Source organism: Agrobacterium sp. BT-220-3 (genome assembly GCF_025910175.1).
Taxonomy (GTDB): Bacteria; Pseudomonadota; Alphaproteobacteria; order Rhizobiales; family Rhizobiaceae; genus Agrobacterium; species Agrobacterium oryzihabitans.
Window position 1 is genome coordinate 391652 of the sequence record NZ_JAPAIX010000003.1, and the last position, 18442, is coordinate 410093.

Below are 18442 nucleotides of genomic sequence, written 5' to 3' on the forward strand. Positions count from 1 at the left end.
AGACTGCCATGCCGACAAGCAATTGCATGCAGCGATAGGCCGCCAATATCCGTGTTTCAGGGTGAGCGACCTTCATCCTTCAGCCGGAAGGCCTGAATAAGCCAACATGCCGCGCAAGAAATCAGGTCTTGCGCGGCGTGTTATCGGTTATCGGCCGGATATCAGGCCCGCCGGGGTCTCATGGCCCTGGCAGGCGGACTTAGAATTCCTGCCAGTCGTCCTTTGAGGTATCGACCGCGGCGTTGCCCGAGAATGCCGAGGCGATCTTGCGGCCGAGTGCGCGCACAGGCGATGCCACATATTTGTCGTTGCTTCCGGCATTGCGAACGGGAGCCGGCTGGCTCCTCTGCTGATAGGCGGTGTCGGCAAGCCTGAACTGCGAGAGCAGCTGGTTGAGCGAGGCAACCTCCTTGGCGAGGTTGTGGCTTGCAGCATTGGTTTCTTCCACCATGGCCGCATTTTTCTGCGTGTCCTGATCCATCTGGTTGACGGCGGTATTGATCTGCTGGAGGCCGGAGGATTGCTCCTGTGCGGATTCCACGATCGAGACGACGTGGCGGTTGATTTCCTGCACTTCGAGCACGATCGTTGCCAGCGCCTTGCCGGTGTCGCCCACCAGCTGGACGCCCTGCTGCACCTGGTCGTTCGAGGTGTTGATCAGCGCCTTGATTTCCTTCGCCGCACTGGCGGAGCGCTGGGCAAGCTCGCGCACTTCCTGTGCGACAACGGCAAAACCCTTGCCGGCCTCACCGGCACGGGCGGCTTCAACACCCGCATTCAGGGCGAGAAGGTTTGTCTGGAAGGCGATCTCGTCGATCACGCCGATGATGTTGCTGATTTCGTTGGCGGATTTGGAGATTTGCTCCATGGCCACCACGGCGCGGCGCACCACCTCGCCGGATTGTTCGGCGCCGGCCTTGGCGCGGCTCACGATCTGGCCGGCCTCCTGCGCGCGCTTGGTGGAATCCCTGACCGTCGTGGTGATTTCCTCCAGAGCGGCAGCGGTTTCCTCAACGGCCGCGGCCTGCTGTTCCGTGCGCTTGGCAAGATCGTCGGCGGCCGACTTGATCTCATTTGCGCCGGCACCAATGCCACCGGCATTCTGTGCAACCTTCGTCAATGCGGCCTGCAGCTTTTCAGCGGACATGTTGAAATCGTTGCGAACGGCATCGAGTGTCGCCGTGAACGGCTGGCCGATGCGATAGGAAACATCGCCTTCCGAAAGCTTCGAGAGACCGGCGGCCAGATTGTCGACGGCGAATTTGACGTCGGCCGATTCCTTTGCCTTTTGCTGCTCGCGCTCGATGCGCTCTTTCTCGGACAGGCTGCGATTGGCTTCGGTTTCCTGTTCAAGACGAATGCGCTCGATGGCGCTTTCGCGGAACACCTGAACCGCATTTGCCATCTGGCCAACCTCGTCCTTGCGGCTGGTGCCGTCGATTTCCGCTGACGTCTCGCCACTGGCGAGCGACACCATGCGCGCGCGCAGGCGGGCGATCGGCGTCGTGATGCCGCGTGATGCGACGAACAGCGCAAGGATGATGCCGATTGAGAAGACAACACCGATTATCGCCAGCGATGTCAGGATCGTCGAATTGGTCTTGTCCGTCAGATCGTCACTTCCCTTGACGACACCCTTGGTCAGCTTGTCCAGAAAGGCCGCCATGTCATTGGCTGTCGGGCGAATGGAGGCGTCGGCCTTCAGCATCTCCGCTGCCGCTTCCGCGTTGCGATCGGCAAGGCCGAATTCAACGGCCTTGTCGGTGATTGCGACGATCTCCTGGGATTTCGCCAGGAAACCATCAATGGTCTGCGCTTCCTCCGGAAACGCCGCCTTTACATTGTTGAGGCGCATCACCAGCAGCCTCTTGCTCTCGGTGTAAAATTCGCGGGCGGTTTTGATATCCGAACCGTTCGCATCATAGGCCGCGACCTGATAGGCGCCATACCCCACTGCTGCAAGGTTTCGGTTTGCGCGCGAAAGTTCCACCAGAGCGGCGTTGTCATTGGCGATGAAGAACGAATAGGCCGTGTCCGCTTCCTTGAAACGGCTGGACATGAATGCGGTAGCGCCCAGACCGACAATGCAAAGCGGCAGAATGAGCGACAGGATTTTGGTGCGGATGCTGGCGTTTTGAAGAAAAGACACGGAAGACCTCACGTCAATGAAAAACCGCTCCTTCCCCGTGCCGGAGGTGTTCGGCGAAACTGACATTGCACGTCGGAACACCTCGATCATCAAGGCTTCGGTGAGCCGCTCATCGGCTTGGTCACGGCTGCATCAAACATGCGCCGAAGACAACGTCCCCCGCCCTTCAAATAATGGCGGGTCACAGTTCCCCATCAGTGCGGCGGCACCGCCAGCAAGCGGAAACGCCGAGCCGAGTTTTGTGAGAGAAAGAGTGCTGCAATGAATCGTCATCCATGTCTTCAATTCATTTCTCTGCAAAATCATTATGATTAAAAACTTTATAATTCCTTCATGTCCGGGCGAGCTGAAAAAATATGATCCGGCAAAGTGAAAGGCACGGCGGCTGCCGCATGCACCTTGCCTTCATGGGAGACGGACATAGCCGAGGGCATAGCTGATCTCTGCGGCATGGAGTTGCGCAAAGGCCGGGCGAAGCTGCCCCGGGTGCGCAGGCCGCCCAGATACCCCTATAGAAAATGAGAGCCGGTGGCTTGGACGCATCCACGCCCGTCAGAATATCACCCGGGGTGAATGACCTCGGAGGGCTGTCGCTGAATATGTTTCGGCAACATATCCGCATGTCCGTCAGTTTGGGGGGGCTCAAGCTCCGCCTCATCCTCGACAAGGCTTGCATTGGCCTGCAAACGCAGCCCCATCACCGCAACGGCAAGGAAAAACCAGACGAAGCCGGTACTGAGAAAGAAAATCGTTTCAAGGAAGCCGAAGAGCAGCACATAAAGCCAGACGCTGACATAAAGCCTCGTCAACGGGCTGTTGCGCGTGGCGTCATCCATTTTGCCGAGATACACAAGTGGCAGCAGATAAAGCCACAGCAGCACCAACACCAGACCCGGCACACCGCCCGCAAGCAGAAGGTCGAAATACCCATTGTGCGAATCCGGCGCCGTCGTCGCCCAGGTATTGTTCTCGGTGAAGCTCGTCATCAGGGCGTCACTTCGCCAGAAGGCCTGATAGCCGTAACCGACCAACGGGCTTTGCCGGATATAATCGATGGCCACGGTCCAGATATCGGTTCTGCCGGTAAAGGTTGCATCGATCTTCATTTTGGTCAGCATCTGCGAAAAAACCGGATCGACGGTGGTGCCGACAGTCACCACGGCGAAGACGGCGAGAAGCGAGGTCACAACCACGTAACGCCATCGGGGCCAGCGCAGGATGAACCATCCCGTCGCGATAATGATCGGCAACAGGCCGAGCGCCGTTTTCCCGCCTGACTTGACAAGGAAGACCAGCGACAGCAGCAGCATCGCCAGACCGCCGACAAAGGACCAGCGCTTGCAAAGATAAATCGCGACGATGATCAACACCGTCATGACCGAGGCGGCCTCGTTCTTGTGGCGGAAAACCCCGCGCCAGTCGCCCGCCAGAAGCGGTTCCAGCGCATCGCTCGCCTGATGAATGGATCGGGACGGCAGAACGATGACGCCGAAATAACACAGGAACAGTATGATCATCGTGCAGACGGCAAGCAGCGTGGTGAAATGCCGTTCCGTGCGCGGCAATTGCAGAAAACAGCCGGCAAGCACGCAGATGATGGCGCACATGAAAAGCCGCCGCAGCGAAAACATCGGCGCTTCGCCCACCAGCGAGGTAAAGACATACCAGCCGAAAATCGCCGCCATCAGCAGACGCGGCGTGAAGATGATGGAGAACGAACGTTCCTTCGCCATGAACGCCGCAAAGCTGAACAGCAGAATGATCGCAGTGAGCTGGTTGAGCAGGTTGGATCCGGCCGCCATCGCGGACCCCATATAGGTCGACGAGAGCGAGACATAGGGCAAAAAACCGACCGTGAAATAAAGGAACGTCACATAAAACAGGACGTCCCGCCAGTAGCCACGCCCCTGCTGTTCGTGCGCTGCATCCATAAGGGGTTTTTCTCTTCCTTTTTCCATGCCCGTCCGCATCGTCTCCGATGCGTCATTTCGATAATGTGAATATCCCGCGAAATCCCTATTTTTTAGTTATGCATAATACACGGAAGAATAGTATTTCCGCAATCCGTATCGATCATGAAGGAAAAAAGCCGAAGAAAATACTTCAAGGTAAACGCATGGAAATACATAGAATTTCCGAAGCGGCCGATCTTCTTTTTCCAAATTTAAGTTGCTGATTTCTCTATTATTTGGTAATAATGCGCCTATATAAAGGGTCGCCTGCATCTGCGTACACGCAGCGGCATTTCAATGTATTGCGAATATACTAAAGTAATAATCCGAAACTCTGTTTAACGTATATTAACAACTCAGGATATATCTTTGGCTTGTTGATCTCATAAACGCAAAAAGGCTGGAAACCTAAGGTGGACGTTCCGATACACACCAATATGGACGATAGCAATAACGATCAGTCAACACAACGCCCGGTTCAATCGGGTGCAACGGGCGTTCGCCCCATGCTCCGGGAGGACGTCCCGGCTGTCGAGATTGTGCTCGATAGCGCGTTCAGGAAGACCGGTCGCGAGGGAAGCTTCAACTTCCGCTCCTACATCGAGACATTGTTTTTCGGCAGCCCCGTTTTCCATCCCGATCACGGCAGCGTCGTCTACGACGCCGGCGAGAACGGGGTCACCAGCGTTATTCTGGCCGTGCCCATGCGATTTGTCGCGAATGGGAAAACCATAACCGCAAGGTTGCTGTGCGCTTTCGCATCGAAAGGCAAACTCGGCGCTCTTGGAGCAGCCCGCCTGTCCCGCGGCATGCGCGCAACGAAACACGATATGCTGTTTTCGGACACGGCCTCCCCTGTCAGCGCCGATCATTGGATTGCGATCGGCGGCAACATGCTGCCGATGGAGAGCCTGCAATGGCACAAGGCGCTCAAGCCCTTCTGCGCGATTGCCCTGGGCATGCCGCGCCGTTCACAGCTTGCCAAATCCACGCCAGCCCTCATGGCGCTCGGTTTTGCGGACCGTATCCTGCGCTCCTGGAAAAAAGGCATCAGGCCGCACGAGGTCGCCGGCACCAAGGTGAGACCGGTGGATTTCGAGACATTCCGCTGCACGGCGCTTGCGATGATCGAGCGCTTTTCCATTCGGCCGGAATGGTCCCACGAGGAATTCCACTGGCTGATCGAAATGAGCAAAACCAATGACACTCTCGGCGAATTGAGCAGCGTCGCGATTGAAAATGACGACGGCAAGGTCATCGGCGCCGCCCTGTTTTTTGGCCAGGCGGGACGAACTGCCTATGTGCTGAATCTCGTCTGTGACGCCGGTCGCGAAAACGATGCGCTCAACGCCCTGTTCCGCCATTTCGATGATCAAAACTATGCCCATGTCACGGGCATGTCGCAGCCCTTTCTCATGAACGCGCTTTACCGCCAGAACCACATGACCTTCCGTCACCGCGGTTATTTCTGCATGGCCACCCGGGATGAAGCTCTGAGGGACCGGGCGCTTGCCGGCGATATCTATATTGGCGGGCTGAGCTCGGAGAGCTGGAGCAAGCTCATCACCGACTATTGATGCCGCATCAGCGCGTCGGCTGAAGAATGTCTCCTCAAAATGGCCCCGGTTTTGGCCGTTCTCCCCTCATCCCTGTGCTTGTCACAGGGATCCTGCCAGCCCAAGTCCTTGGGCTGAAAAGACTCGTTTTCGCCGCGCAGACGCGCGTCGGCTGGATTCCTGTGACAAGCACAGGAATGAGGGGGCGGCCCGCTGACACCTGGAAAATTTGTCTAGCGTACCGTTAAGCTGAAAGATCGCGTTACGCTCAAAATGGAAACCAAGCCCCTCTAAGCCTTGGTAAAGCGCTGCACATTCGCCGAGAACAGGTGGCGAAGCGCCTTCGCATAACGTTTTGAGCGTGTCTTGGCGGCAAGCGCGCTCGTCCAGTCCACCATCGATCCGTTGATGTCGAAATCGCCAAGCTGGCCTTCGGGAATATCGCCCTTTTCGATACGCTCGACAATGGAGCCGAGCGCCGCGTAAAATTCAGGCGAGCGATAGGGCGGGTGCAGCGAATACATGCCCTTGCCCGTGCCGAGAAAATCGAGCCGGTGAACGCCGATCCGCATCATGTTGTTGCTCAGCACCTCCTCGGCGGGCATCGAGACCGGCTGCTGGTTATAGGCATAGGAGCGGATGCGCCGTTTGACATCCGGCCTCAGCAATTCGAGCGAGCCGATACGTTTCGCGAAACGATCCATGTCGATCATGAAAAGGCGCGTGGAAACGGTGGCGAAGCGCCATGTGGGAATGCGCGACGGCAGCTTGCGCGGCTCGGGGATGTTCCGCACTCCCGGCATGCCGACATGGCGGGAAACATCGAGATCGCCGCGCACGGTCGGCGGCCCGGAAAAGGGTGTGATGCAGAGCGCGTCCGGGTTGGCCTTCTGCAGCGCGATGGCTTCGCCGAACCAGCTCTGGCTGCCGCCGCCGAACATCATATCGCTGTCCATATGCATCACATAACGGGCATTGGCGCGTTTCAGCCCGTGAAAATAGACATGGAAGGGCCCGCCATCGAAGGCTTTGGCGGGATAGGGGGTCGGTGAGCGTGAAAAGAACGTCTCCGTCACGGCGCGGCGCGCCGCATCGCTGTAGTCGACCACATCCACATAGAGATGCGGATAGTTGGCCTGCATTTCCTCCAGCATGTCGAACAGACGTTTGCTTGCCGCCTCAAAACCGTTGCCCTTGTAGCGGCCTGCCCCGACCTGCCCGGTATCCACGGTCAGGAGAATGCGGTCCACCTGCCCGCCCCAGACCCGCAGCTGATGCGGAAGCGTAAGGGCCGCGTGGGGCGCATCAAAAGGATGCAGATTGATTTGCAGCGCCTTTTGTACGGGAGGAAGCGGCATTTCAGCACTCATAGTCACGCACCACGGTTCCGGAATTCGTTGATGATCGCCATCATCGGTTTTTCGTTGAAGCTCCAGTCCAGCGGCAGCGGCCGGTTCACGGTGCCGTCCCTGCGCGGATAGGCCCAGCGGATCCAGGTATACTGATCCGAAATGCCCCATGTGGTGATGGAGGAAAGCGGCCCGCCTTCGCAGGCCGCTTCGAGAAAATCGCGGACCTGGCGGTTTATCAGCATGTCACGTTCGGCTTCCGGCGCGGGCAGCGTCTGGTCCATCACATCCAGTTCCGTCACCAGAACGGCAAGACCGTAGCTGCGCATTTCCTTGGTGAAGGCGGCAAGCTCGTCCTTGGCGATGGGCCAGCCGCCGCGCAGATGCCCCTGCAGGCCGACGGCATTGATCGGCGCGCCCTTTTCAAGCAGTTCGAGAATGAGGTTGCGGAAGGCCGCGCGCTTGGCCGGCGATTTTTCGACCGAAAACTCCACGTCATATTCGTTGAGAACCAGCTGCGCCTTGGGATCGACGGAATGCGCGATCTCGAATGCCTTTTTGATCGCGTCCGGGCCCGCGCCGTAATACCACGCATCGCGCCGCGAACGGACATTGCCGGGCACGTCGGGGATCGGTTCATTGACCACATCCCAGCTATGGACCACATCCTTGTAACGCTCCATCACCTTGACGATGTGGGTTTCCATCAGCTTCTCGACCTTCGCGCCACGGATACCGGACAGCCAGGGCGCATTGGAGGCGTACCAGATGAGCGGATGGCCGTGCATGGAGAGATTGTGCTGGCGCGCAAAGTTGGCGAGCGCATCGGCAGCGGCAAAATCGAAAACATCTTCGGAAGGCCGCATGACCTCCCATTTCATTTCGGTCACGGGCGTGATGCGCGAGCAATATTTGACGACCGCCTCACCAAGGCGGCTGTCGGCGGTCATATCCGGCAGATAGACGGCCGCGCCATAGGGAGCCACCTTCACCGGCGCTTTCTTCTGCGCGGCAAATCCCTGGCCGACCATGCCATGCAACAGGCCGGCACATGCCGCACCACCGAGAAAATTCCGTCGCCCGATCCGCATTTACCCGCCTCCGCAACCCCGGCGCATCGGTCGAAAATCGGAATGGATTCTCGACAGGAACGATACGCAGATCAAAAGTTTCAGAGCGTCCTGATACATCCGAAAGGACGAAGGGCGCTCTAATTCTCAAAACATAACATCTCAATCATGCCAAAAGGATATTAAAGATTTGCAAGGTTAACTGACGCTATACCACGTCACAATTGGCGCAAGCCCGCTTAATCGGGTAGTAACTTCACTGTGCGAATTCTTGGCCCACGCCTTATGGAGTTTAAAGTCTTGGTTTCCGTCTCGATTGTCATTCCCGTTCGCAACGGTGAGCGTTACATCGTGGAAGCGATCGAAAGCGTGTTGTTTCAGGGCGAAACCGTTTGCGAAGTGCTGGTCGTCGATGACGGCTCCACCGATGCCACGGCGCAGAAGGTGCAAAGTTTTGCCGATCCACGCGTGAAACTGCTTGCGCGGCCGCAGGGCCGGCAGGGCGTTTCCGCCGTGCGCAATTTCGGCCTTTCGCAGGCGCGCGGCGAATGGACAATGTTTCTCGATGCGGACGACCGCCTGAAACCGGGCGCGATCGCGGCCCTTTGCGCCGGCGCCTCCGCGCCGGATGTCGTTGCCGTCTACGGCGATTACGAGCGCATTGACGAGAACGGCGCCAAGATTGGCCGGCGCAATCTCATCCGCCGGCGGGAAAAGCCCGGTGGTTTCATTCTGCAGCCGCTTCTGGGCGGAAACTTCATCGTCAATGGCGGCATCATGCTGGTCCGCACCCGCATCTTTCAGGATTTCGGCGGCTTTGACGAAACATTGCGTTATGCGGAAGACTGGTACGGCTGGTGCAGACTGGCCGCCGCCGGCCGCTTCGTCTATCTGCCGGGCCAGCATATTCTAGACTACCGGGTGCACAGGACGAGTGTAATGATGAACCGGCTTTTGACGTTCCGGGATTGTGAACCGGCGATCGAGGCGGTGTTTTCGGACCCCGCCATCGTCGCCGCCATTGCACCGCAGGAGCTGAGGCGGCTCCGTCACAGGTCCGAAAACCACATGAACGCCTATACGGTGGCGCAGGCCTTTCGCGCCCGCCGCTATCGCGAGGCCGTTTCGGCACTTGCCGATACTTTCCTCAATCGCCCGCGCCAAAGCCTGCGCGCCGTCGTTTTTTCCGCCGCAGCGCTTGCCGGTATTTAGGAGTTTCCATGTCCGAGATCATGCCGGAAGCGGTGGTGTGCATTCCAAGTTTTCGCAGGCCGGAAGGCCTGCGCAAGACATTGGCATCGCTCTTGGCCCAGAAGGTCGATTTTCCCTTCGCCATCGTCGTGGTCGATAATGATGGCGCAGGTCAGGCAGGCCTTGCCGTTGCGCGCTCCTTCTTTGCCGAAAATGAAGTGACAGGCCAGGCGCTTGTAGAGCCGACGCAGGGCAATTGTTACGCCATCAACACGGCGTTTCGCACCGCCCGGCAGAGCTACCCTTCCGCTGAGTGGTTCCTGATGATCGATGACGACGAGGCAGCCTCCCCGGTCTGGCTCGCCGAGATGGTCTCGGCTGCAAGGTCTTTCGGCGCTGATATCGTCGGCGGTCCGGTCAACCGCGAATTCGACGCGCCCGCATCGAAGGCGGTGCTGTCACATCCGCTGTTCGGCTCCATCGACGCGCCGACCGGCCCGGTCGATCAAATTCACGGATCGGGTAACTGCCTGATCTCAGGGCGGGTTTTCGAAACGCTGGCAAAACCGGAATTCGACGTGCAGTTCAATTTCCTCGGCGGCGGCGACATGGATTTCTTCACCCGCTGCCGCAAGGCCGGTTTCAAATTCGCCTGGAACGCTCAAGCCCTCATCATCGAATATGTGCCGGAAAACCGCATGGCGCCGCGCTGGATCATGGAGCGCTCGCTCAGAACCGGCATCATCAATTACAGCATCGACCGCGCCCGTCGCCCCGGCCTGAAGGGCGGGCTCACGCTTGCCGCCAAAAACGCCGTCAGCCTCTGCCTGTCGCTGGTCCGCGCCGTCTCCGCATTCTTTAAAACTGGATCGCTGCTGCCCGCCACCCATCCGCCGCTGATGTCCATCGGCCGCGTCATGGCAAGCCTCGGCATCACCCTCACACCTTACAAGGCGCCGGCGAAAAAGGCCTGAACAAAGGGCCGTTCCAGCCGCAGGTCCCGGCTTCTCAGCTCAGGCTTTTTTCCCTGCGCAGAGAAAATGGGCTCATGCGTCGTTTCTGGAAACCGAATGACGAAAACACAGCCGCGAGAATGAGAAGCGGCACCAGAACCGGCCAGAAAAAGCAAAGGATGATACCGGTCACCCGATAAAGGTCCCAGTCCCTGTCGCGGCGGGCGCCTTCGATATAGGTCATGGCAAGAGAGGTAACGGTACCAATTCCATATATGAAAAGAGAAACGGACGTAATAACCATCGCTGTCCTCAAATATCTCTGATTCGAATAAATTTCTAATATCCGCCTAATGTAGCGCCGTTGCGCGCAGTTGCAACGAATTTCGGCGCGGGGACGCATTCATCCAATACGTTAGAATGGCCTTATGTAATGTGCGGGGAGCGGACTGCGGATACCAGACCTTGCCGTGGCAAGACTTACCGGTTCTGACCGGAAGCCATGTAGCGATGTTTCAGCAGCGAGTAGATAGCGATCGGATTGGTCAGCAGATAGCGCTTGCCGAGACGTTTCGGTTCAAGCATGGCCCTGTAGAGCCATTCGAGCCCCATATCCTGCATCCATTGCGGTGCTCTGCTGTTCTTGCCGGCGAGAAAATCGAACAGCCCGCCGCACGTCTTAATGACCGCAATGCCGGAAAGCCTGTCGAGATTGCGCGAAACGAACCGTTGCTCCAGCGGTATGCCAAAGCCGACCCAGAGAATATCGGTCTGTGAGGCGACGATATCGGAAAGAATCGCCTCCTCTTCATCCCGTTTGAAATAGCCGTTGCGCCTGCCCGAGAAGATCAGGCGCGGATAGAGCCTCTGCATTTCCTCAACCGCGGCGCGGTTCACCTCCTCGGAGCCGCCGAGGAAATAAAAACGCGCACCCGTCTCTTCGGCCCTGCGGGCCACCGCATGAACGAGATCCGTGGTCGCGACGCGTTCCCTGAGCGCCTTGCTGCAGAACTTGCGGGAAAAGATCACCAGCGACATGCCGTCGGCGTGAATCTGGTCCGCCTGCCGCAGCATGGCGTCGAATTCCTTGTCCTGATGGCAGAGAGCGATGACCTGGCCATTCGCCGATGTCGAATAAAACGGCCTCGTGCCGGCCACGCGCTCGCCTTCCGCGCGCAGAATGAAATCCTGTGCCGTCTCGTCGATCGTCGCGTCAGTGATGGGTAAAGCCGCAAGCGGAATAACCGGCCAGACTGCGCCAGGTCCTTCCAAATCCGGGATGTCTCTCCCTGTCATATTCTGTCCGGTGTCCAAGATAGGCATCGTTTCATTGTTATATTCACGCAGATGCTAGGCCATAAGGCTTCAAACACTACGAAGAACTATCATTAATATTTTTATAAATCCGTAGCTTGAGGCAAGCAATTTATACGCCTGAAGGTTGAGTGCACGCTCACACATGCCCTCTCCGTCCTATTCCGGTTTTGCTACCGATGGGTTAAGGGACGGCGAAACCAAACCACACAGAAGGTCCCGACCATGGAAACCATATCGATCGACAACCGCGGCGACTTCGGCCTTTGGGCGATAGAGCGGGCGAAGGAAATCGTCGCGAACGAAGCGTCCGATCTTGCCGTCTCCGTCCGCGACGGCGACGAGGCCAGTATTCGCGACGCGGGCAATGCGCTGGGTGCCGCCATCGCCGCCGCCCTGCTTGAGGTTTATGACGGCCTGATTTCCGAGGAATAAGCGGACCCCGGCCATCGTCCTTGGGCTAGCGCGCCGCGATTTCCTCGTGATCGTTGCGGCGCAGATAAGACAGAAGCCCAAGCGCGATGGCGATGCCAAGGCCAAGGAACAGTCCGCCCGCGCCGCCGGCGATCAGGAAGATCAGCTTGCCCGGCGGCCAGCTTCTGGAATTGGGCGCCACCGGCTGCGAAATCACCCGCACATTGGTGGCATCGATTGTCTGCTGCTCGGCGATCTGGCGCGAACGGTTGAGATAGGTCTCGTAGATCGCCGCGGCCGAGTTGGCGTCACGCTCCAGATCGCGCAGGCGCACCTGCGACTCGTTATCGGTGAAGACGTTGGCGCGTTCCGCCACGGCCTTCAGCCTCAGGGCATCGAGCGAGGAGCGGGCCTCCGCGACATTGGTCTTGGCGGCCTGCAGAATGCGCTGCGCCTCATCCGCGATGCCGCGTTCCAGCATGGCGCGTTCCGCTCCCGCCGTTGCGAGGCGCGGATGGCGCGCACCGTAGGTCAGCGTCATCGCACCGATCTGCTGCTGCAAAGTGCTGTATTGCGCGCGGATGGTGTTCATGGTCTGGCTGTCGAAGATGGCGTCGCTCTGCGTGCGGTTCTGGGCGATCGCCGCCTCCATTTGCTTGAGGCGCGATTCCTCCTGAATGACCCGCTGCTGCGCCGCAAGAACCTGCGCATTCAGCTCGCCGGACGCAAGATTGCTGACCAGCTGGCCGTTATTCTCCTGCAGGCCGTTTTCACGGCGAAAATCCGCAACGCGCTTTTCGGCCTCCGTCACATTCTCGCGCATTTCCTCAAGCCGCGTCCTCAGATCGTCGACGATGCGCTGGCTGCTGTCGGAGGTCGTCTGAAACAGCTCGCTTTCGAAAGCCTTGACGATGGCCTTGGAGACCAGCACGGATTTTTCGGCGTCATTGGTCCAGACAGAAAGCGTCACCACGAAGGAACGCGGATCGCGCTCGGCGGCCACCCGGTCTCCAAGCGAACGAAGCGCCCCGACCTTGTTATCGCCATCCTCCGGTTTCGATGAAAAAATCGCCTTCAGCCGCGCAAGCGGTGGCGGCGTTATGAATTCCTGGTCCTGATCGAGCTTCAACTCGTCCACCACCCGCGCCAGCACATTGCGCGACGTGATGGTGCGCAGCTTGCTCTCCACCTCGAGGATCTGGGTGTCACGCTGCTGGTTCGGCGAAAACACCCCGTCGCTGACGACGTTGAGGTTGGAGGGGTTGACGACGATATCCGTATAGGCGGTGTAACGCGGCGGCGTCACATAGGCATAGGAGAGTGCGGCGGCGACGCAGAGAATGATCGCAAGCACGATCCAGACGATGCCGTTGCGCAGCCAGGTGAGCACATCATCCAGGCCAATCCTGTCGATGTATTTCAGGCCCGGCAGCGCATTCGCGAGGCTCCCGGTCGGCGATGCCGCCCTGACGGGTTTATCAGTAGGGGCTGGCTCGGCAACGGCGGCCGCCGGCTTCGGCTCAAGATGCTCCTTCAGCACCGTGCGCTCAAAAACCTCGTCCTCATCCACCAGATCGTCCAGCAGGGAACCGTGGGGTCTGGCGGCGGGCGCCGCTTTTTCATCCAGCGGACGTGCCTGCTTATGTCCCGCCTTTTGAAGCCTGTACATCAGCCAATCCAACTCGAACGAACCACAAAAAGGCCGGCAACAGATGGTTTTCACCGTCGCCAAGGCCGCCATTAGCGGGCAAGTTTAAATATGACGGGTGAATTTTAGGTTACCTGCGTCATTCCCGCCATCATTGCCTATTCCCGGCCGCCATGAAAGAGACGATTGACTTGGATGGATCGATACGGTTCTTTCAGGCGTTATATTTTTGTATTATCCATTTGAACCTCAAAGATTTTATCGAAACGGAGTTTGGCATGAGCCTGAAATTTGGAACGAGCGGCCTTCGCGGCCTCTCTGTCGATCTGAAAGGAAAAGCCTCCGCCGTCTACGCCACGGCATTTGCAAGGCACCTTCTCGCATCGGGCCAGGCAAAGGCGGGAGACCCCATTCTCGTGGCCCGCGATTTTCGCGATTCGAGCCCGGATATTTCCGCAACCTGCATCGCCGCGCTGAAAAAGGCCGGCCTGACACCGCTTGATTGCGGCACGGTGCCGACGCCGGCGCTCGCACTTTACGGACTTTCCCTGAAGGCCGGAGCGCTGATGATCACCGGCTCGCATATTCCAGCCGACCGCAACGGCATCAAGTTCTATCGTCCCGACGGCGAAATCGACAAGCAGGACGAAACGGCGATTGCCGCACTCGCAGCCGAGGTCGAGGCTGAAGGCATCAGCGACGAGGCCGCAACGGCAGAGGATCATTCCGCAATCGCCGCCGAACTTTTCTACGAGCGCAATATCGCGCTGCTGCCGGAAAAGGCGCTGTCGGGCCTGAAGATCGGCGTCTACCAGCACAGCACGGTGGCGCGCGATCTCTTCGTCGACGTTCTCGCCCATTATGGCGCAGAGGTCGTACCGCTCGGCCGTTCCGAGACCTTCATTCCGGTCGATACCGAGGCAGTTTCGCCGGAAACGCTGGAACTTCTTAAGGAGTGGGCGCCGGAACACGGTCTCGACGCCATCGTTTCCGCCGATGGCGACGGCGACCGCCCCCTGCTCGCCGATGAAAACGGCGTGCCTCTGCGCGGCGACCTGATCGGGCTTATTACCGCCAATTTTCTCGACGCCGGCGTGGTTGTCACCCCCGTCACCTCCAATTCCGGCATTGAAGCGAGCGGTTCGTTCGAGGTCGTCCGCACCAGGGTCGGCTCACCTTTCGTGATCGCCGGCATGGGTGAAGCGCTTGCCGAGGGAAAGAACGGCGTCATGGGCTTCGAGGCCAATGGCGGCCTGTTGACCGCCTCTGCCTTCACCCTCAACGGCAGGCCGCTTTCGCCGCTGCCGACGCGCGACAGCTTCCTGCCTGTCCTTGCCGTGTTGCTTCTGTCCGCCGAACAGAAAAAGCCTTTGTCGCAAATCGCAGCCGCCTACAGGCTGCCGGTTGCCGCCGCCGACCGTCTGGAGAACTTCGCGCAGGAAAAGAGCGCCGCCCTGATGGCGCATCTGCGCGCCTCACGCAGCAATCTCGAAACCTTCCTCGCCCCGGTCGGCGCGGTGAAGGCGCTCAGCGACATTGACGGCCTGCGTGTGGCGCTGACCGACGGCAGCACCATCCATTTCCGCCCTTCCGGCAACGCTCCCGAAATGCGCTGCTATGTCGAGGCCGCCAATCAGGATGAAGCCGAAATGCTTCTCAACAAGGGGCTCGATCTCATCCGCAATTTCGGATGAGTGGATGGCGCATGCGGGATGATGTAAGTTGAACGCATGAAGAGAACGGACGCGATCAGAAAGCTCAAACAGCACGCCCAAGCAGTGAAAAGCATGGGCGCGACTTCGCTGTATCTCTTTGGATCGACCGCCCGCAATGAAGCCATGGCCTCAAGCGACTTGGACATCTTCATCGACTATGATCCGGGTCGCCGTTTCTCCTTGATTGATCTCGTCGGTATCAAGCAGTTTCTGGAAGAAGAACTGGAAGTGGAAGTGGACGTGACGACACGCAACAGTCTTCACCCGATGCTTCGAACTGACATCGAGCAATCTGCAGTGCGGATATTCTGATGATCCGGCGCAAAGTCAGGCCCGTTCTCACAGAAATTCTGGAAGCCATAGACGGCATAGAGACCCACACCGCAGGTCTGTCACTTGCTGATTTCCAGCAAAATTGGCTGCTGAAACTTGCCGTGCAGCGCGCATTGGAAATCGTTTCGGAGGCATCCCGCCATATACCGGAAGAATTGCTAAACCTCGCACCAGATGTACCGTGGAAGCAGATTCGCGGTATCGGAAATATTCTTCGTCACGAATATCATAAGATCGCCGACGATGTGGTTTGGGCGGTCGTAACCGAGCATGTAGCTCCGCTCAAAATCGCTGTTCAGACTATTCAATGGTCTATCGAATCCGAAAAGTGAATTTTGCCACCGCGCTGTCGCAAATGTCGCATCCCGCCTTTACCTGTTGCTCTTCCCGCCCCGGAAAGCGATAAGGGCCGCAGGGTTCAAGGAGGCGGGATGTGAGCGGCGAGACCATTACCCTTTATGAAGCGATCGGCGGCGATGCGACGGTCAAAGCCTTGACGCGGCGCTTCTATGAATTGATGGACACGTTGCCCGAGGCGGCGCATTGCCGCGCCATCCATCCCGCCGATCTCTCCGGCAGCGAAAGCAAGTTCTACGATTATCTGACCGGATATCTTGGCGGACCGCCGGTCTATGTCGAAAAACACGGCCATCCGATGCTGCGCCGGCGTCATTTCGTGGCGCCCATCGGGCCCGCCGAACGGGATGAATGGCTGCTCTGCTTCCGCCGCGCGATGGAAGAGACCATCGAAAACCCGAAGCTCCGGGACATCATCTGGGCACCGGTGGAGCGACTGGCCTTTCACATGCAGAATCAGGAAGCGGATAAATCATGACCCACGAAAGACTGCGCGCTTTCATTCTGTTGCTGGGCGGCCTTATGGGTGCTGCCGGCGTCATGCTGGCCGCGGCCGCCACCCATACCGGCGAAACCTATATGCTGGGCAATGCCTCCGCGATGGCGCTCGCGCATGCGCCGGTGCTGGTGGCGCTGCATATCGGCGCGGATCGCATCAGAACCGCCATTCCGGCTGGACTGATCCTCGGCCTCGGCACGGCGGTCTTCGTCGGCGACCTCGTCACGCGGCATTTTTCGGGCCACAGCCTGTTTCCCTACGCAGCGCCTCTCGGTGGCCTCGGCATGATTGCCGGATGGCTGGTGCTCTGCGCCGGCGCGTTTTTAAAGCCGAAGGGCTGATCGTGTTTTAGAGCATCTGCGTCGTGACGCATATTGCGCGCGGAGCTTCCCTCACACTCGGCGAGAGGATTAAACCCTAGCCCCGCGTCCAGCGAAACGACAGGATGTTGCGGCCCTTCTCAGCCGCCTCCCCGATATCGAAGGATGGCGTTTCTCCGGGCTGGCGGGTGCGCAGATGGGGAAAGTTCACCACATTGCCGCCGCCGGCCGCGGCGCGGTTGCGCCGCTCGCGTTCGCCAAGGATTTCATATATGTCCGTCAGGGCCGGATCGGCAGCCTGTTCGGCGATCTTGTGCAGTTCCACGCGGCAGGCTTCAGCCGCCGCGGGCTCTGCATCCTTAAAATTATTGTGCTCGTCGCTCATCGTTGGAGGTCCGTTCATTCATCGTCTGCAGCGCCCGCTCCAGACTGGATTTGCTGCCATTGCGCAGCGGAATGAACGTCTTGCCGAATTTCTTGCAACCGGACTTCACCCGCAGACACGCATCGTGGCTGATACAGTCGATCGGGCAGAAAACGCAGTCGACGGAGGGAAGGACGGTATCGATGCGCGAGACCGCCTCACGCAGTCCGCCATCGTGATGGATGAGCTCGGCACCGAAATTGCTGGCAATCTGGCGAAGATGCGCAACCTGACAGTCACGGCCGCCGACATAAAGAAAGCTCTTCGGGCCGGAAAGCTGCTGTTCGGCCACATCCCTTTCGGTCTGTTGCGCGCCCTTGCCCTGCTTTTCGCCGCGTCCCGCCTTCTTCTTTTCCTTGCGTGCCATTCCCTCACCTGCCGGTTGATTTTTCAATGCCCCGGACGTTCGGGATGTCGGCACCATAATAAAGATGAGTTTTGGAGTAAAGTATAAAGGTGATAATTTTCCTCATGTTTTGACACAAAGAACCGATCACATCATCGCGAGAACCTCACGGCTCAGCCGCTAATCCGCAATCCGCCCATGAAAAGCTGCTCCAGATGCCGGGCCGCATCCTCGAAACGCCCCTCGCCACCGTTCTTGTCGCCCAGCACCGCACGCACCTGCACATCGAAATCCGCATAGTGCTGGGTGGTCGACCAGATCGAGAAAATCAGGTGGTAGGGATCACATTTGGCCATCCGCCCGGCCTTCACCCAGGCGCGGATCACCTCGGCTTTTTCATCCACCAGTTGCTTCAGCGGCCCCTTCAGTTCGTCCTCGATATGCGGCGCGCCCTGCAGGATTTCATTGGCGAACAGGCGGCTCTCACGCGGAAAGTCCCGCGACATCTCCAGCTTGCGGCGAATATAGGAGCGAATTTCACTTTCGGGGTTGCCCTCAGCATCGAAAGCCCTGAGCGGATCAAGCCATGTGTCCAGCACCCGCTCGATCAGCGCGCGATGCATCGCCTCCTTGGTGCGGAAATAATAAAGCACGTTGGGTTTCGACATGCCGGCCGCCTCGGCAATCTGGTCGATGGTGGAACCGCGAAAGCCGTTGGTGGAGAACACACTGAGCGCCGCCTCAAGGATAGCTTCCTGCTTTTCTTCCTGAATGCGGGTCCGCTTCTGTGTTTTCGCTGCTCGCGGTATGGCCATTCTCAGCTCTCTGTTTCTTTTCGATGCAATTGCCGTT

18 protein-coding genes and 1 pseudogene are annotated in these 18442 nt (G+C 58.6%); 9 read left to right on the forward strand and 10 right to left on the reverse strand.

The genetic code is table 11. The features are described from left to right. Positions 1–199 precede the first annotated feature (199 nt). Both OK142_RS12240 and uppW read right to left on the reverse strand, forming a co-directional pair. The gene (locus tag OK142_RS12240; RefSeq protein WP_498682989.1) at positions 200–2149 is read right to left on the reverse strand and encodes a methyl-accepting chemotaxis protein; all 1950 of its coding nucleotides are present in this window, start codon (positions 2147–2149) and stop codon (positions 200–202) included. Positions 2150–2709: 560 nt separating this feature from the next. Next, complete coding sequence (uppW, locus tag OK142_RS12245; RefSeq protein ID WP_498683239.1) at positions 2710–4080, reverse strand: Wzy-type polysaccharide biosynthesis protein UppW; 1371 nt, start codon at positions 4078–4080, stop codon at positions 2710–2712. A gap of 527 nt (positions 4081–4607) precedes the next feature. On the opposite strand from uppW, the gene OK142_RS12250 reads away from it, so the two are divergent. Continuing rightward, positions 4608–5678 (forward strand): GNAT family N-acetyltransferase, encoded by a 1071-nt coding sequence (locus OK142_RS12250; protein WP_498683240.1) that lies wholly within the window; start codon positions 4608–4610, stop codon positions 5676–5678. Positions 5679–5947: 269 nt separating this feature from the next. Here the strand turns inward: OK142_RS12250 and uppG are convergent, their stop codons facing one another. Together uppG and uppI are read right to left on the reverse strand one after the other, a co-directional pair. Then, positions 5948–7027, reverse strand: coding sequence for a polysaccharide biosynthesis glycosyltransferase UppG (uppG, locus tag OK142_RS12255; protein WP_003491667.1), 1080 nt, complete (start codon positions 7025–7027; stop codon positions 5948–5950). Positions 7028–7029: 2 nt separating this feature from the next. Continuing rightward, the gene (uppI, locus tag OK142_RS12260) at positions 7030–8097 is read right to left on the reverse strand and encodes a polysaccharide biosynthesis UDP-hexose transferase UppI (RefSeq protein ID WP_498682992.1); all 1068 of its coding nucleotides are present in this window, start codon (positions 8095–8097) and stop codon (positions 7030–7032) included. Positions 8098–8376: 279 nt separating this feature from the next. Between uppI and uppH the strand changes: the two genes are divergently transcribed. Continuing rightward, complete coding sequence (gene uppH, locus OK142_RS12265) at positions 8377–9288, forward strand: polysaccharide biosynthesis endo-1,4-beta-xylanase UppH (RefSeq protein WP_246231005.1); 912 nt, start codon at positions 8377–8379, stop codon at positions 9286–9288. Between the two features lie 8 nt (positions 9289–9296). Further along, positions 9297–10241, forward strand: coding sequence for a polysaccharide biosynthesis UDP-hexose transferase UppJ (gene uppJ, locus OK142_RS12270; protein WP_498682994.1), 945 nt, complete (start codon positions 9297–9299; stop codon positions 10239–10241). A gap of 34 nt (positions 10242–10275) precedes the next feature. On the opposite strand, the gene OK142_RS12275 is transcribed toward uppJ, so the two are convergent. Both OK142_RS12275 and uppL read right to left on the reverse strand, forming a co-directional pair. Then, positions 10276–10524: a hypothetical protein gene (locus OK142_RS12275; RefSeq protein WP_035240965.1), complete on the reverse strand. Its 249-nt coding sequence runs from the start codon at positions 10522–10524 to the stop codon at positions 10276–10278. Positions 10525–10700: 176 nt separating this feature from the next. Further along, positions 10701–11501 carry a polysaccharide biosynthesis UDP-hexose transferase UppL gene (gene uppL / locus OK142_RS12280; RefSeq protein WP_035241803.1) on the reverse strand — a complete coding sequence of 267 codons (801 nt, stop codon included), beginning with the start codon at positions 11499–11501 and terminating at the stop codon, positions 10701–10703. 258 nt (positions 11502–11759) lie between these two features. On the opposite strand from uppL, the gene OK142_RS12285 reads away from it, so the two are divergent. Beyond that, positions 11760–11969 carry a hypothetical protein gene (locus OK142_RS12285; protein WP_498682996.1) on the forward strand — a complete coding sequence of 70 codons (210 nt, stop codon included), beginning with the start codon at positions 11760–11762 and terminating at the stop codon, positions 11967–11969. 25 nt (positions 11970–11994) lie between these two features. Here OK142_RS12285 and uppM read toward each other — a convergent pair whose 3' ends face one another. Then, positions 11995–13617 carry a polysaccharide biosynthesis protein UppM gene (gene uppM / locus OK142_RS12290; RefSeq protein WP_035240970.1) on the reverse strand — a complete coding sequence of 541 codons (1623 nt, stop codon included), beginning with the start codon at positions 13615–13617 and terminating at the stop codon, positions 11995–11997. A 257-nt stretch (positions 13618–13874) separates the two neighbouring features. On the opposite strand from uppM, the gene uppO reads away from it, so the two are divergent. The 5 genes from uppO (at position 13875) to OK142_RS12315 (ending at position 16841) form a co-directional block, all read left to right on the forward strand. Beyond that, positions 13875–15290: a polysaccharide biosynthesis phosphomannomutase UppO gene (uppO, locus tag OK142_RS12295; RefSeq protein WP_498682998.1), complete on the forward strand. Its 1416-nt coding sequence runs from the start codon at positions 13875–13877 to the stop codon at positions 15288–15290. 36 nt (positions 15291–15326) lie between these two features. Continuing rightward, positions 15327–15623, forward strand: coding sequence for a nucleotidyltransferase family protein (locus tag OK142_RS12300; protein ID WP_035240971.1), 297 nt, complete (start codon positions 15327–15329; stop codon positions 15621–15623). Next, on the forward strand, positions 15623–15976 hold the full coding sequence (locus tag OK142_RS12305; protein WP_498683000.1) for a HepT-like ribonuclease domain-containing protein: 354 nt from the start codon (positions 15623–15625) through the stop codon (positions 15974–15976). The genes OK142_RS12300 and OK142_RS12305 overlap by 1 nt, the downstream gene beginning before the upstream one ends. A 101-nt stretch (positions 15977–16077) precedes the next feature. Then, on the forward strand, positions 16078–16479 hold the full coding sequence (locus OK142_RS12310) for a group II truncated hemoglobin (protein WP_003491689.1): 402 nt from the start codon (positions 16078–16080) through the stop codon (positions 16477–16479). Then, on the forward strand, positions 16476–16841 hold the full coding sequence (locus tag OK142_RS12315) for a DUF423 domain-containing protein (RefSeq protein ID WP_003491691.1): 366 nt from the start codon (positions 16476–16478) through the stop codon (positions 16839–16841). Before OK142_RS12310 ends, OK142_RS12315 begins: the two co-directional genes overlap by 4 nt. A gap of 76 nt (positions 16842–16917) precedes the next feature. Here the strand turns inward: OK142_RS12315 and OK142_RS12320 are convergent, their stop codons facing one another. From OK142_RS12320 to rutR, 3 genes and pseudogenes are all read right to left on the reverse strand, one after another. Further along, a complete protein-coding gene (locus OK142_RS12320; RefSeq protein ID WP_035240976.1) occupies positions 16918–17205 on the reverse strand; it encodes a hypothetical protein in 288 nt (95 codons plus the stop codon). After that, positions 17186–17509: pseudogene (locus tag OK142_RS12325) on the reverse strand (DUF2325 domain-containing protein); the annotation flags it as partial. The pseudogene OK142_RS12325 and the gene OK142_RS12320, both read right to left, overlap by 20 nt. A 254-nt stretch (positions 17510–17763) precedes the next feature. Beyond that, positions 17764–18405 carry an HTH-type transcriptional regulator RutR gene (gene rutR, locus OK142_RS12330; RefSeq protein ID WP_082182803.1) on the reverse strand — a complete coding sequence of 214 codons (642 nt, stop codon included), beginning with the start codon at positions 18403–18405 and terminating at the stop codon, positions 17764–17766. Positions 18406–18442 lie beyond the last annotated feature (37 nt).

Bases quoted from the DNA above. Each gene is read 5' to 3' on its own strand.
- uppW (WP_498683239.1), bottom strand. From the start codon at position 4,080: ATGGATGCAGCGCACGAACAGCAGGGGCGTGGCTACTGGCGGGACGTC.
- OK142_RS12250 (WP_498683240.1), top strand. From the start codon at position 4,608: ATGCTCCGGGAGGACGTCCCGGCTGTCGAGATTGTGCTCGATAGCGCG.
- uppG (WP_003491667.1), bottom strand. From the start codon at position 7,027: ATGAGTGCTGAAATGCCGCTTCCTCCCGTACAAAAGGCGCTGCAAATC.
- uppI (WP_498682992.1), bottom strand. From the start codon at position 8,097: ATGCGGATCGGGCGACGGAATTTTCTCGGTGGTGCGGCATGTGCCGGC.
- uppJ (WP_498682994.1), top strand. From the start codon at position 9,297: ATGTCCGAGATCATGCCGGAAGCGGTGGTGTGCATTCCAAGTTTTCGC.
- OK142_RS12275 (WP_035240965.1), bottom strand. From the start codon at position 10,524: ATGGTTATTACGTCCGTTTCTCTTTTCATATATGGAATTGGTACCGTT.
- OK142_RS12285 (WP_498682996.1), top strand. From the start codon at position 11,760: ATGGAAACCATATCGATCGACAACCGCGGCGACTTCGGCCTTTGGGCG.
- uppM (WP_035240970.1), bottom strand. From the start codon at position 13,617: ATGTACAGGCTTCAAAAGGCGGGACATAAGCAGGCACGTCCGCTGGAT.
- uppO (WP_498682998.1), top strand. From the start codon at position 13,875: ATGAGCCTGAAATTTGGAACGAGCGGCCTTCGCGGCCTCTCTGTCGAT.
- OK142_RS12300 (WP_035240971.1), top strand. From the start codon at position 15,327: ATGAAGAGAACGGACGCGATCAGAAAGCTCAAACAGCACGCCCAAGCA.
- OK142_RS12305 (WP_498683000.1), top strand. From the start codon at position 15,623: ATGATCCGGCGCAAAGTCAGGCCCGTTCTCACAGAAATTCTGGAAGCC.
- OK142_RS12315 (WP_003491691.1), top strand. From the start codon at position 16,476: ATGACCCACGAAAGACTGCGCGCTTTCATTCTGTTGCTGGGCGGCCTT.
- OK142_RS12320 (WP_035240976.1), bottom strand. From the start codon at position 17,205: ATGAGCGACGAGCACAATAATTTTAAGGATGCAGAGCCCGCGGCGGCT.
- rutR (WP_082182803.1), bottom strand. From the start codon at position 18,405: ATGGCCATACCGCGAGCAGCGAAAACACAGAAGCGGACCCGCATTCAG.